Raw genomic sequence first — 12,705 nt, forward strand, 5'->3', positions numbered from 1 at the left:
CACGTTCAACCCAGCTCCTTCTGGAGAAAGGCGATCACCTCCCCCCAGGCATGGTCTGAACATTGGGGGTCCCAGCGTTCACCGTCATCGCGCATGAAGGTGTGATTGGCCTCATAGAGACGAGTTGTCTGCCGCAGGTCAGGCACTGCAGCGAACGCAGCGAGGATCGCCTCGCGGGCCGGCTCCGGCACATGGGGGTCGAGGCTGCCGAAGATCGTGAGCAAAGCCCCCTGGATCTCGGCAGCGCGCTGGAGGGAATCGGCTCGGTCTGAGCCCAACAGCCCATCCTGGAGCCCCGTGGGATAGATGCAGGCCGTAGCCCGCACTTGAGGCCGCAGGGCGGCTCGAAAGGCAAGGTGCCCACCGATGCAGAAGCCCACAGCGCCCAGGCGGGCTCCATCCACAGCGACCTGATCCGTAAGCCAATCGAGAACAGCAGCGGCATCCGCATCGAAAGCAGCCGTGGAGGTGTTTCTGGCGTTGTTGTTCCCCCGCAGCCGACCTATGGCATCGGGCTTGATCACCGCACCGATCGGTTCACGGCGGTGGAAGATCTCAGGAGCGGCCACCACGTAGCCATAGCCGGCGAGGCGATCCGCCAAGCGCGTGATCGGATCACCAAGCTGATAGATATCGGAATAAAAAAGCAAGCCAGGCCAACACCCCTCGGGCTGGGGCTGGGCGACATAGAGGCGCATCAAGCTCCCATCCACAGTGAGGCCGATGGTGTCGCGACGGATCTGCACATTCTTGGGGTTGATGCCTAGACCGTAGGCCGGGTAGACACTCTGAGCTCTCAGAAATGCTCGTAACCGGAATCCGCTGCAGAACCCCAGAGAGCACGCTTGACCTGATCGGACTCCTTGATCAGCAATTGCGCTTGAGCTCGCGTGCAGCAGCACCTCGCTCTCTCCTCGATCATCAACAGATCAACGAGGTGATCAATGGAACGGCGGTTTTGCGCTTTTGCCAAACCCATACCTTTCATCTTCCATCAGTTTAATGTTCCCATAACCAAAGGTTTGCTGCATTTTTGCTCAGTCATCCAAGGTTGAACGTCCTTGTCGGCGGCGCTTGAGCTCGCTGCGCCGGCCCTTGGCATCGAGCCGGCGTTTCACGGCTGCACGCCCAGGGCGGGTGGCACGGCGTTGGGGCGGGGGAGGCTTCAGGCCCTCGCGCAACCAATCCGCCAGACGCGCCATCGCCCGCTGACGGTTTTGCCACTGCGATCGCTCCTCAGCAACCACAACCCTGAGGCAACCATCCTGCAAACGGGACGCCAGCTGCTCCCTCAGCCGCGCTTTACGAAAAGGACCCAGCACCCGGGAGCCTTCCACATCAAACAGCAACTCAACCCTGGAGTCGGTGGTGTTCACTCCCTGCCCTCCAGGACCGGATGCGCGGGAGAAGCGCCACTGCAGTTCGGCAGCAGGAATCACCAGGCGCTCATTGATCCGCAGCTCCTGAACCAAAGCAACTGACCTCCTCTTACAAGCCCAGATTGTTTCTGAGAAGATCGAGCTTGGGATCAGCACCGCCGTTGCGCAGATGCTCGGGAAGCCTGAAATCAATGGCATCCCACACGGGGATTTGCAGATAGTCCGCAAGCGCACTGGCATCCCTGCGAATCGCTGGGAGGGCACCGTGATCGGTCACATTGCTGCGACTGCCATCCCGAAACACCAGATTCAACTCGTAACTGTGATAGTTGGAATCGTTGCCCCGCACCGTTTCCCGCAGCAACTGCAACGCGTGCACCTCGCCGATCGAGTAGTTCTTCGCTCGCACCCTGCACTGGCCCGACGTCCGTTCAAAACTGGCCTCATGGGCCCGCGCTCGTTTGAGCATCAGGCCACCACCCACAGCAAAGGCCAGCGGCACCAACACTCCCGGTGAGAACGCCATGGCAGTCCCAGCGCTCATCACCAGCATCGCCGCTGCAACACCCACTCCGCCAACGAGGAACAGCAAGCAGAACGCCAACATCGCAGGGGTGGTCCGAAAGATCACAGAGGAACTCGTTAGCCCGCTTTTCAACTGCAAGCGGTGGGTGCAAAAGTTATTTCCGCCATGCACAACAGGCGTCCAGTTCGTGCGCAGCGCCACTGGATCGTCGAACTGAGCCGGGTCCAGACACTCCCTGGTGTCCTTGAAAATCGATAAAAACCGCTGGACAACTCTCACAACACGGCCGGAGAAATGGCCATCAGTCTGCAGCCGCGGCTCAGGCATGGCAAACCCGTCGTGCCCTTAGCTGGAGACAAGAAACCCTGGGCGCCAGATCATGAGCGAAGCCCCCTCAACAGCAAGCGACTGGATCGACGAACACCACAACGGGGTGCGCTACGGACTCCAAGGCGACGTGATTGTGGACGAACAGAGCGCGATCCAGCGCATCACGGTGATCCACAGCAATCGCTACGGAAACGGGCTCCTGCTCGATGGCTGCTGGATGACAGCCGAACATCAAGAGCGCCACTATCACGAGCCCCTGGTCCATCCTGCCCTCTGTGCGGCCCGCTCGATTGATCGGATCCTGGTGATTGGCGGCGGCGACGGCGGAACGGCCCGGGAATGCCTTCGTCATCGCGAGGTGAAGCACGTCGATCTCGTTGAAATTGATGGTCGGGTCGTGGAGCTCAGCCAGAAACACCTGGCGGCCGTCGGCGGGGGATGCTGGAGCGACCCGCGCTTTCAGCTCACCGTGGGAGACGGAATCGCCTGGGTGGGTCAGGCTTCCGACGCCAGCTACGACGTGGTGCTGGTGGATGGTTCAGATCCTGCGGGGCCGGCCGAGGGACTGTTCAATCGCAGCTTCTTCCAGCACTGCCGCCGCATTCTCAAACCCGGTGGAGTGTTCGCAACCCAAAGCGAATCACCGGAAGCGTTCCGCGCGGTTCACATCGACACCGTGCGCATGCTGCGTGAGGTCTTCGGTTATGCGGACCCTCTCTATGGCTGGGTCCCCATGTACCCCAGCGGCTGGTGGAGCTGGACCTTCGCGGCCAGCGACGGGCCCCGCTACCTCAGCCCTGATCCCGCGCGCGCCGCAGCGATCGGCGATGGCTGTGACATCTGGAGTCCACGTTGGCAAACGGGAGCGTTTAAGGCCATCCCCGCCAGCATTGAAAGGGAGCTCAGCGCATGACGACAAACCGATTGCAGGCCTTCGACGCTGAGGAGATGTTTGACCAAGACGGAGCAATCTTCATGGGCGCTCGCCGCGATTCATCCGGCTGTCAGGTCGGTGTATTTGGCGTGCCCTATGACGGCACCACATCATTTCGCCCTGGAACCCGGTTCGGCCCTGCCGCGATCCGCGAGGTCAGTTCCGGCCTGGAGACGTACTGCCCGCAGCTCGATCGAGACCTCGACACCCTGGCCTACGCCGATCTCGGCGCGCTCAACATCGCCTTCGGAGCACCCGAGCCTGTGGTGGAGGCCGTTAAACGGGCAACGGCTCACATTCTTGCCCTGGGCCTCAAACCGCTGATGCTCGGTGGGGAGCATTCCATCAGTTCCGGAGCCGTCGCGGCTGTGGCCAAAGACCATCCTGATTTGGTACTGGTGCAACTCGATGCCCATGCAGACCTGAGGCAGACCTGGCTCGGCGCAAGTCACAGCCATGCCTGCGCCATGCGCCGCTGCTTGGACGTGCTGCCGAGCGGCGATCTGCTGCAGATCGCCATCCGCAGCGGAACGGCCGAGGAATTCTCAGAACTGCATCGCAGTGGCCGCTTGATTCCACTGCATCAGATGAGCCAAAAGCTCAGCGATCTGCGCGGGCGGCCGATCTACCTCACCGTGGATCTCGACTGGTTCGACCCTGCGGTGATGCCAGGCACCGGAACACCGGAACCAGGGGGTTTCACTTGGGCTGATTTCGCTGCTCTGATCAATGAGCTGCAATATCACCACCTGGTGGGCGCGGATGTTGTTGAACTCGCCCCTCAACTCGATCCCAGCGGCATCAGCAGTGTGCTGGCGGCCAAGGTCACTCGAAGCCTGCTGCTGCTGATGGCTCAATAAAAGTGAGCCGCGTCCATGCGCTGTTCCCTCAGCCTGGCGTGCTGCCGACCCAACAGGGTGAGCACCAGGGTCGGGTGTTGATGGATCAGCTCCATAAAGCTGTTGCGATCCAATGAGAAGGCATGAAGCGGCGTGATGGCTGTGGCTGTTCGGCTGTGTCTCTGCGTCTCAGCGATGAGATCTTCATAGAAAAACACCTCACCATCTCCGTAGCGCAAGCGATCCCGCCCCCCACTCGATAACTCAACAAGACCGCGTTCAATCGCGTAGATCGACCTGGCAGGGGTCCCACGACTGAACAGCAAACTTCCAGTGGGCAGAATCAATTGATCGTGATTGCGATGCTCGGCTATCAGCTGCACAGCAGTCGGCATTGTCGTCGTCGCTGGCAACAGAAATAATGAAATATGGTTACTAATATCAACTGACGACGCATAAAAAAGATGTTGCCAGCAAAACAATTATTCTTCTCTTAAAGCAAACCAGAAGAATTCATCGAAAACACTTCCCCCTCAACGGAAGCACCAAGGTCAAGCTGGCGGTCACCCCTGGGAAGATGGGCTTTCCCAGGCTCCAGCTCGGGCAGGGATGGCCGTTGTGCCGTCCAGTGATGGCACCAGACCAGACGCGCCAGCTCGGCATGCACAGGCAGATGACGCAAGCGGCACCAACCTCCTTGATGGGTCGTTGGCGCAGCGCAGTGCGCGCAAGACTGGCAGGAAGATGGTGGCAGAATCGCACCGACCGGAAGGAGAGCTAAAGCTAGGGACGCTTGTGAAAGCGGTCCAGCAAAAGAGCACAATCTGCGGCTTTGCTTCCACTTCCGACGCAATTCCGTAGGCCTCCATAGGATTCGGCGCACCCTTCCTCCAAGCGTTCAACAGGCATGGATCTGCACCGCACCCCGCTCCATGACCTCTGCATCACAGCAGGAAGCCGCATGGTGCCGTTCGCTGGCTGGGAGATGCCGGTGCAATTCAGCGGCCTGATCCAGGAGCACAAAGTCGTGCGCGAGCACGTTGGAATGTTTGACATCTCCCACATGGGAGTGCTGCAGCTGGAGGGGGCCAATCCCAAAGATGCACTGCAAAAGCTGGTGCCAAGCGATCTGCATCGCATCGGTCCCGGCGAAGCCTGTTACACGGTGCTGCTGAACGAGCGCGGCGGCATTCGGGATGACCTGATCGTTTACGACTGCGGCGCTGTTGATGCCGAACGGGGTTCCCTGGTGCTGGTGATCAACGCGGCTTGCGCCGACGCAGACACCGCCTGGATCCGTGAGCGCATGGAACCGATTGGCCTCACGGTGACCGACATCAAACAAGACGGCGTGCTGCTGGCTCTTCAGGGCCCGCAGGCCATCCCACTACTCGAGGAGCTCAGCGGAGAAAGCCTCAGCGGCCTGCCTCGCTTTGGGCACCGCACCCTCAGCTTTCAGGCACTCGCCAATCCCGTGTTCACAGCGCGCACGGGGTACACCGGTGAGGACGGTGCCGAGCTGCTGCTGAGCGCAGACGACGGACAAAAGCTCTGGCAGGTTCTGTTGGATCGCGGCGTCAGCCCCTGCGGCCTGGGGGCACGCGACACCCTGCGCCTGGAGGCCGCCATGCATCTCTACGGCCAAGACATGGACGCCGACACCACACCATTCGAGGCGGGCCTGGGCTGGTTGGTGCATCTGGAGATGCCGGCGGAGTTCGTCGGTCGCCAGGCCCTGGAGCAGGCCGCAGCGTCCGGCCCCGCCAAACGGCTGGTGGGCCTCAAGTTGCAGGGGCGCGCCATCGCCCGTCATGACTATCCAGTGCTGCACAACGGAGAGACCGTCGGCGTGGTGACCAGCGGCAGCTGGTCACCAACCCTGGGGGAAGCGATTGCCCTTGCCTACGTCCCCACAAACCTGGCCAAGATCGGGCAGGAGCTTGGCGTTGAGATCCGCGGCAAGGCAGAGGCCGCCACGGTCGTCAGGCGACCTTTTTACCGCCATCCCTGAGGAGACCTGGGCTGTGGGAAAATCTCCTGTCACGAGTTGAGAGATCCCATGCGCAGCAACGGTTGCGGCGACCTGCGCAAACAGCACATCGACAACACCGTGCAGCTCTGCGGCTGGGTAGACCGGCGCCGTGACCATGGCGGGGTGATCTTCATCGACCTGCGCGATCGCACCGGCACCGTGCAGATCACGGTGGATCCCGATCTGGGAGCTGAGGCTTTCGCCGTCGCCGAACACTTGCGCAGCGAAACCGTGCTGCAGATCAGCGGCAAGGTGCGGGCTCGCCCCGCTGAATCACTCAACGAGAAATTGGCCACCGGCGCAGTGGAGGTGCTGGCCAGCGGCATCAGCGTGCTCAACAGCGTGAAGGGCAACTTGCCCTTCCCCGTGTCGGTGCACGACGAGGAGAACACCCGCGAAGAGCTGCGGCTGCGCCACCGCTATCTGGATCTGCGCCGCAAGCGCATGAACGACAACCTGCGCCTGCGGGCCCAGACGATTCAGGCCGCCCGTCGCTTCCTCGAAGACGAAGGCTTCATCGAAGTAGAAACCCCGGTTCTCACCCGCTCCACGCCCGAAGGCGCCCGCGACTACGTACTGCCCAGCCGCGTCTGCGGTGGTGAATGGTTTGCCCTGCCCCAGTCGCCGCAACTGTTCAAGCAACTGCTGATGGTGGGCGGCATTGAGCGCTATTACCAGGTGGCCCGCTGTTTCCGCGACGAAGACCTGCGCGCCGATCGCCAGCCGGAATTCACCCAGCTGGACATCGAGATGAGCTTCATGGATCAAGAGGAGATCCTGCAGCTGAACGAATCCCTGATCTGCTCAATCTGGAAAGCGGTGAAAGGCATCGACCTGCCCAGGCCCTTCCCGCGCATGACCTGGCATGACGCCATGGAGCGCTATGGCACCGACAGACCGGACACCCGCTACGGCATGGAGCTCACCAACGTGTCCGACATCGTCAAAGACATGGGCTTCAAGGTGTTCAGCGGTGCCGTGAAGTCGGGCGGCGCGGTGAAATGCATCGCTGTTCCCTGTGGCAACGACGCGCTTTCCAATGTGCGAATTAAGCCCGGCGGCGATGTGTTCAGCGAAGCCCAGAAAGCCGGTGCCGGCGGCCTGGCTTTCATCCGCGTGCGCGATAGCGGTGAGATCGACACCATCGGCGCGATCAAGGACAACCTCAGCGATGGGCAGAAGCAGGAGCTGCTCAGCCGCACGGGCGCGGAACCCGGCACCCTGCTGCTGTTCGGCGCCGGCGACACCGCCACAGTGAACAAAGCCCTCGACCGAGTGCGCCAGTACCTAGCCAAGGAGCTGGGCATGGTGAAACCCGAGCGGGAGAACGACCAGTGGAACTTCCTCTGGGTGGTGGACTTCCCGATGTTCGAGTTCAACAGCGACGAGAACCGCTACGAAGCGCTGCACCATCCCTTCTGTGCGCCGAACCGAGAGGATCTCGGCAGCAACGAGGCGGAATGGGAGACAACCCTGCCCACCGCACGGGCCCAGGCCTATGACTTGGTGCTCAATGGTCTGGAACTCGGCGGCGGATCCCTACGCATTCACGACTCCGGACTGCAGCGCCAGGTGTTGCAGACCGTTGGCCTGCCCTTGGAGGAGGCTCAGGAGCAGTTCGGCTTCCTGATGGATGCTCTCGATGTGGGCGCGCCACCCCACGGCGGCCTGGCCTTCGGCATCGACCGCATGGTGATGCTGCTGGCTGGGGAAGAATCAATCCGCGACACCATCGCCTTCCCCAAGACCCAGCAAGCCCGCTGCCTGATGACCAATGCCCCTGGAGGGGTGGCCGACATGCAGCTGGAGGAGCTGCATGTGGCCAGCACGTGGGTGGATCCAGCCGAAGGAGACTCTGACTAGAACCCGAACAGAAACCGGCGGTTCGGGGCACTTGCCAGCAAAACAACTGAACCTGGCTACATAGCGCAAGTGTCGGTTCATTGGTTGAGAAGGCTCGAACGACGGGGAAGGTCCCGATCCGCTGGAGCGGCAGCAACGACTTGCTGCGCCTTTACCTCCAGGACATCGGCCGCGTTGATCTCCTGACCAGCGAAGAGGAAGTGACGCTCTCCCGCCAGGTGCAGCAGCGGGAACGTTTGCTTGTGCAAGAGCGTGATCTCAGCACCCGCATCGCAGCAATCCGGGTGTTGCTGGATCTCGAGGAACTCCAGCAGCGCGAGGCCAATCACATCAGCCACTGGCCAACCCGGCAGGAATGGGCCCGGGCCGCGGATCTGCCCCTGAGTGAGCTCAACCGAGTCCTGAACGAGGGGTACACCCTCTGGGCTGAGGAGAGTGGTCTGGAGGCGAAGGAACTGCAACGACGCCTGCGCGAGGGTCGTCGGGCCCGGGACCGGATGATCCAAGCCAATCTGCGCCTTGTGGTGGCTGTTGCCAAGAAATACCAACAGCGCGGAATGGAGCTCCTGGATCTCGTGCAGGAGGGCACCCTCGGACTGGAGAGAGCTGTGGAGAAATTTGATCCCACCCGCGGCTTTCGCTTCAGTACTTATTCCTACTGGTGGATCCGCCAGGGCATCACCCGGGCGATCGCCACCCAGAGCCGCACGATCAGGCTGCCGGTGCACATCACCGAAAAACTGAACCGGATCAAGCGCGTGCAGCAGGAGATCGCCAGTGAGAAAGGGCGACTGGCATCCGTGAGCGACCTGGCGAAAGAGCTGGGGGTCAGTGAGGACACCGTGCGCCAGACCCTGGCCAGGGTGCCCCGGTCGGTGTCACTGGAGACCCGCGTAGGAAAAGACCAGGACACCCAGCTCGGAGACTTGATCGAAGATGGTCATGCGACGCCAGAGCAGACCCTCACCCGCGACTCACTCCACGATGACCTCGAACATCTGCTGGAAGAATTGAGCCCGCGGGAAGCCGAAGTGATCCGCAGCCGCTTTGGACTGGAAGACGACACGCCGCGCACCCTTGCCGAAATCGGCGAGGCCATGGCCCTGTCCCGGGAGCGAGTGCGCCAGATCGAAACACGCGCCCTGCTTAAACTGAGGCAACCCCAGCGCCGATCCAAGGTGCGCGATTACATCCAGGGGCTGGATTCCTGAGCTAGAAGCGCCACATCGCCGTTAAAACCATGGCCAGCACGCCCACCATCAACATCGGTATCTCAGAAGCCCAACGGAATGAGATCGCGGAAGGCCTCAGCCGTTTGCTTGCGGACACCTATGTGCTGTACGGCAAAACCCACGGTTTCCACTGGAACGTGACCGGCCCCATGTTCAACACCCTGCACCTGATGTTCATGGGGCAGTACACCGAACTCTGGAATGCTCTCGATGTGATCGCCGAGCGCATCCGGGCCCTGGGCGTGGTCGCACCCCACGGTGGTTCCACCCTGGCCGGCCTGGCATCGATCAAGGAAGCCGATCAGCAACCCGCAGCGCTCGACATGGTGCGCGAGTTGGTGGCCGGCCATGAAGCGGTGGCACGCACAGCCCGCAGCGTGTTCCCACTGGCCGAGGCTGCCAGTGATGAACCCACGGCTGACCTGCTCACCCAGCGTCTGCAGATTCACGAGAAGACCGCCTGGATGTTGCGCAGCCTCCTGGAGGGATGAAGTCGTGAAATCTCTATTCGATCTCTTCGACACTCTGACCGGGCAACGCAAGCCGAAAAGTCATCATGTCATTGATAATGCACAATTTTTAAATAAATCGGTTGAGAACCAATTAAGCCAGGCAGATATAGGCAACAACAAAGAACTCCATTACGCATTTCTAGAAGAAAGCGATAACGATTCCTCACTAGAAAATCGCATTGGTTCAGCCTTAAAAGCAGCCAATATCGACGCGAAACCCATCAAATTATTTGAAGCCATCAATGGCTTCACGATTTCAATCTCACCTGCAGAAGCTGAACGCCTAGAAGCAATCCCAAGCATTCGCAGCATCGAAGCAGACCGCCCACTTCCCCTCACCCCACCGGTAGAGGTCATCCCCGAAACAAACAATTCGGCAGCAGAAAGCTCATTCTTCAGCGAAAGCGGATCGTCACCAGGGTGGAGAGAAATTGATCGGGCAGTCTCACTCGATCAGTATTACGTCAAAACAAACAGAAATGTCTCTATAGAAGAAGAACTTCGTACGAGCTCATTCAGCGCAGCGGCTCTCCCGATCTACAACAACGGATCAGCAAGTACAGGAGAAATCCTGCCCTACGGAGTAAAGGCGGTATGGGGAGGCAGCGACATCAGCACGCAAGGCAATGCCGGAAGCGGAACGTACGCCTTTGTGATTGATTCGGGTGTCCTCGACACCACAGGCGACTTAGTCGTCAACAAAACATGGTCAAAAAGTTGGATCAGCGGTGAAACTGCCTTCTCCGACGGAAATGGCCATGGAACCCATGTGGCCGGAACAATTGCTGCACTAGCGAACGGTGTAGGGGTTGTCGGCGTCGCACCCGGAGCCGAGGTGATCTCCCTGAAAGTGTTTGACAGCACAGGTGGAGGAGCGAGCTATAGCACAATCATTGATGCGGTGAACTACGCCACCCAAGTGATTAACAACAACGGACTAGATAAATCCAAAGTTGTGATCAACATGAGCCTTGGAGGTGGTTACAGCGCGGGCATGGATGCGGCCGTAAAAAATGCTGCCAACCAGGGAATCAAGTTTTCAATCGCTGCTGGCAATAGTGGCTCAGATGCAGACGGCTATTCACCAGCGAGTGCTGGCGATCATGCCAACATTTACACCGTATCGGCCGTTGACAATCAATATCAAATGGCATCCTTTTCGAACTGGGATGACCAAAGCGGAGGAGATGATGTTGATGTTGCAGCGCCTGGCGTCAGCGTTCTTTCCTATTACAAAGGCGGGCAACTCGCCAACTTAAGCGGCACATCCATGGCTGCGCCGCATGTTGCCGGATTGCTCTTGATGGGGGGAGTCAAAGAAGGCGACATGGTGACAGCCAATTGGGCAGGAGAAGCCGACCCTTTTGCGTTAGCGACTCTTGATGAGGATAAACAGCCAAACCCTGAACCGCCCCCCCCAAAAGATGACGACTCTCCATATTCATTCCTTTATTTAGGGAATAGCTCGAATAAATCTGGAGATATCCTTCTTTCTACCGGAAGCGGCTCTCTCCAGCAAAGCACTTTGGAGAGCCAATTAGGCTTGATCACAGCATCACTCGATGGAACTCTCAACGGAACAAAAACAGCTATTAATGCAACTGAAGGTTCTGCCTTTCAAGTTTCAGGAGCAGCAAGCGTTGGAGACATGATTAGCTTTTCATATACTTTTATCAGCGAAGATTATCTTCCATATGCGGACTTCAGCTTCACAGCAGTGAATAATTCCGTAAAACTACTCAGCGCCCTAGGAGTAGATACACCCAATAAAGGAAAAACATCTGGTAATTTTGAATACACTTTTTCGAAGGATGACTTTAAAGGCAAAGGCTCTGGGGACTTCTCTTTTTCCCTGGGTGTTGTAGATGCAATTGATGCAGGCGTCAATTCTAATCTATCTGTATTTAATTTTTCCATCGAGAAGCCCAAGGAGGTCGATGAACGCTATTCCGAGATCACAGCTCGCTATCACTACGGAAATGGAGACTTTTATACAATCAGCGGAATGGTTAACAGCAGCAATGGAGGAGGAAGATTCATGCCTGGAGATATTATCACTGCAAACACAGACGATTCAGACTCCTACAATCAATTATTGAATGAAACCGGGAAGCAGGGCTACTACGAGATTGTCACGGCCACAAACTCAAATGGAACAAAAAACGAAGGCTTAACCATTGAAAGCTATTACGACCATGAATCTCAATACACACTTATTCCATACAAAACCACACTTGGCACAGCTGGCCTTGGCTCCGAATCTGGCTTACTTAGCAAAAAAGGAATTCTTGAGTTAGATCAGATCAGCAACATACTGGAAGCAGATGTTTTCCTAACAAATCCGAATGGCAACAATTATCTTACTGGCAATAGTACAAACAACATACTAATTGGCTACTCGGGAAATGATGTGCTTAATGCACACGAAGGAAACGATATCCTCGATGGAGGTAGCGGTAATGACGTCATCAACGGAGGCTCGGGCCGAGACACCGCACAGTTCTCTTCACGCTCCAATCGCATCAATCTCAATACCACTCGTTGGCAAAACACCCGCGACGGACGTGATCGACTCATCTCCATTGAAAATGTCAATGCAGGCTCTGGCAATGACCGCATTACAGGCAGCCGTTCCTCCAACACCCTGAATGGGCAAAACGGCAATGACCGTCTCTACGGCGCTGCAGGCAATGACGTCCTAACAGGCGCCAGGGGCAATGACCGTCTCTATGGCGGCTCCGGCAACGATGTTTTGATCGGTGGGTCAGGTAAAGACCGCGTCTGGGGTAAAGGCGGGCGCGACACCTTCCGCGTTCAGCGCGGAAGCGGTTACACCATCGTCGAAGACTTCACGAATAATCAAGACCGAATCCAACTCGGTTCAGGAGCATCAGGCCTACAGCTCAAGACAAGAGGAGAGGACATGTATCTGTACCAACGAGGTGATCTCATGGCCATCGTGGAAAATGCAGCTGGTGACCTACAAAAAAGCGGCAACTTTCTTGTCTAATTAACTCATTAACATGCATCGAGCCCTTCAGCCAGAGCCAAGCAAAGC

The 12,705-nt window shown here is 58.4% G+C and carries 12 protein-coding genes; 7 read left to right on the top strand and 5 right to left on the bottom strand.

Annotated features, from left to right (window positions below):
• Positions 1–5: 5 nt before the first annotated feature.
• The 3 genes from SynMEDNS5_RS12545 to SynMEDNS5_RS12555 form a co-directional block, all read right to left on the bottom strand.
• The gene (locus SynMEDNS5_RS12545) at positions 6–746 is read right to left on the bottom strand and encodes a dienelactone hydrolase family protein (protein WP_186583665.1); all 741 of its coding nucleotides are present in this window, start codon (positions 744–746) and stop codon (positions 6–8) included.
• Between the two features lie 291 nt (positions 747–1,037).
• Positions 1,038–1,472 carry an alternative ribosome rescue aminoacyl-tRNA hydrolase ArfB gene (arfB, locus tag SynMEDNS5_RS12550; RefSeq protein ID WP_186583666.1) on the bottom strand — a complete coding sequence of 145 codons (435 nt, stop codon included), beginning with the start codon at positions 1,470–1,472 and terminating at the stop codon, positions 1,038–1,040.
• Positions 1,473–1,488: 16 nt separating this feature from the next.
• Positions 1,489–2,232, bottom strand: a complete 744-nt coding sequence (locus SynMEDNS5_RS12555; RefSeq protein ID WP_186583667.1) for a hypothetical protein — start codon at positions 2,230–2,232, stop codon at positions 1,489–1,491.
• Between the two features lie 52 nt (positions 2,233–2,284).
• Between SynMEDNS5_RS12555 and speE the strand changes: the two genes are divergently transcribed.
• A complete protein-coding gene (gene speE / locus SynMEDNS5_RS12560; RefSeq protein ID WP_186583668.1) occupies positions 2,285–3,148 on the top strand; it encodes a polyamine aminopropyltransferase in 864 nt (287 codons plus the stop codon).
• Positions 3,145–4,029, top strand: a complete 885-nt coding sequence (gene speB, locus SynMEDNS5_RS12565; protein ID WP_186583669.1) for an agmatinase — start codon at positions 3,145–3,147, stop codon at positions 4,027–4,029. Before speE ends, speB begins: the two co-directional genes overlap by 4 nt.
• Here speB and SynMEDNS5_RS12570 read toward each other — a convergent pair.
• Both SynMEDNS5_RS12570 and SynMEDNS5_RS12575 read right to left on the bottom strand, forming a co-directional pair.
• Positions 4,023–4,403: a cyclic nucleotide-binding domain-containing protein gene (locus tag SynMEDNS5_RS12570; protein ID WP_186583670.1), complete on the bottom strand. Its 381-nt coding sequence runs from the start codon at positions 4,401–4,403 to the stop codon at positions 4,023–4,025. The genes speB and SynMEDNS5_RS12570 overlap by 7 nt on opposite strands.
• Positions 4,404–4,501: 98 nt before the next feature.
• Positions 4,502–4,690 (bottom strand): hypothetical protein, encoded by a 189-nt coding sequence (locus tag SynMEDNS5_RS12575; protein WP_255440175.1) that lies wholly within the window; start codon positions 4,688–4,690, stop codon positions 4,502–4,504.
• Positions 4,691–4,915: 225 nt separating this feature from the next.
• Here SynMEDNS5_RS12575 and gcvT point away from each other — a divergent pair, with 225 nt between their 5' ends.
• From gcvT to SynMEDNS5_RS12600, 5 genes are all read left to right on the top strand, one after another.
• Entirely contained in the window at positions 4,916–6,019 is a 1,104-nt protein-coding gene (gene gcvT / locus SynMEDNS5_RS12580) for a glycine cleavage system aminomethyltransferase GcvT (protein WP_186583671.1), read from the top strand.
• Between the two features lie 48 nt (positions 6,020–6,067).
• Positions 6,068–7,903: an aspartate--tRNA ligase gene (gene aspS / locus SynMEDNS5_RS12585; protein WP_186583672.1), complete on the top strand. Its 1,836-nt coding sequence runs from the start codon at positions 6,068–6,070 to the stop codon at positions 7,901–7,903.
• A gap of 80 nt (positions 7,904–7,983) precedes the next feature.
• Positions 7,984–9,114, top strand: a complete 1,131-nt coding sequence (locus SynMEDNS5_RS12590; protein WP_186583673.1) for an RNA polymerase sigma factor, RpoD/SigA family — start codon at positions 7,984–7,986, stop codon at positions 9,112–9,114.
• A 29-nt stretch (positions 9,115–9,143) separates the two neighbouring features.
• Positions 9,144–9,626: a Dps family protein gene (locus tag SynMEDNS5_RS12595; protein WP_304623109.1), complete on the top strand. Its 483-nt coding sequence runs from the start codon at positions 9,144–9,146 to the stop codon at positions 9,624–9,626.
• 4 nt (positions 9,627–9,630) lie between these two features.
• Positions 9,631–12,657, top strand: coding sequence for a S8 family serine peptidase (locus SynMEDNS5_RS12600; RefSeq protein ID WP_186583674.1), 3,027 nt, complete (start codon positions 9,631–9,633; stop codon positions 12,655–12,657).
• Positions 12,658–12,705 lie beyond the last annotated feature (48 nt).

It is taken from the genome of Synechococcus sp. MEDNS5 (assembly GCF_014279875.1).
Classification (GTDB): domain Bacteria; phylum Cyanobacteriota; class Cyanobacteriia; order PCC-6307; family Cyanobiaceae; genus Synechococcus_C.

What these genes read in the sequence shown, in the direction of transcription:
- gcvT (WP_186583671.1), top strand. Translation starts at nt 4,916, where the DNA reads ATGGATCTGCACCGCACCCCGCTCCATGACCTCTGCATCACAGCAGGA.
- SynMEDNS5_RS12570 (WP_186583670.1), bottom strand. Translation starts at nt 4,403, where the DNA reads ATGCCGACTGCTGTGCAGCTGATAGCCGAGCATCGCAATCACGATCAA.
- SynMEDNS5_RS12595 (WP_304623109.1), top strand. Translation starts at nt 9,144, where the DNA reads ATGGCCAGCACGCCCACCATCAACATCGGTATCTCAGAAGCCCAACGG.
- aspS (WP_186583672.1), top strand. Translation starts at nt 6,068, where the DNA reads ATGCGCAGCAACGGTTGCGGCGACCTGCGCAAACAGCACATCGACAAC.
- SynMEDNS5_RS12555 (WP_186583667.1), bottom strand. Translation starts at nt 2,232, where the DNA reads ATGCCTGAGCCGCGGCTGCAGACTGATGGCCATTTCTCCGGCCGTGTT.
- speE (WP_186583668.1), top strand. Translation starts at nt 2,285, where the DNA reads ATGAGCGAAGCCCCCTCAACAGCAAGCGACTGGATCGACGAACACCAC.
- speB (WP_186583669.1), top strand. Translation starts at nt 3,145, where the DNA reads ATGACGACAAACCGATTGCAGGCCTTCGACGCTGAGGAGATGTTTGAC.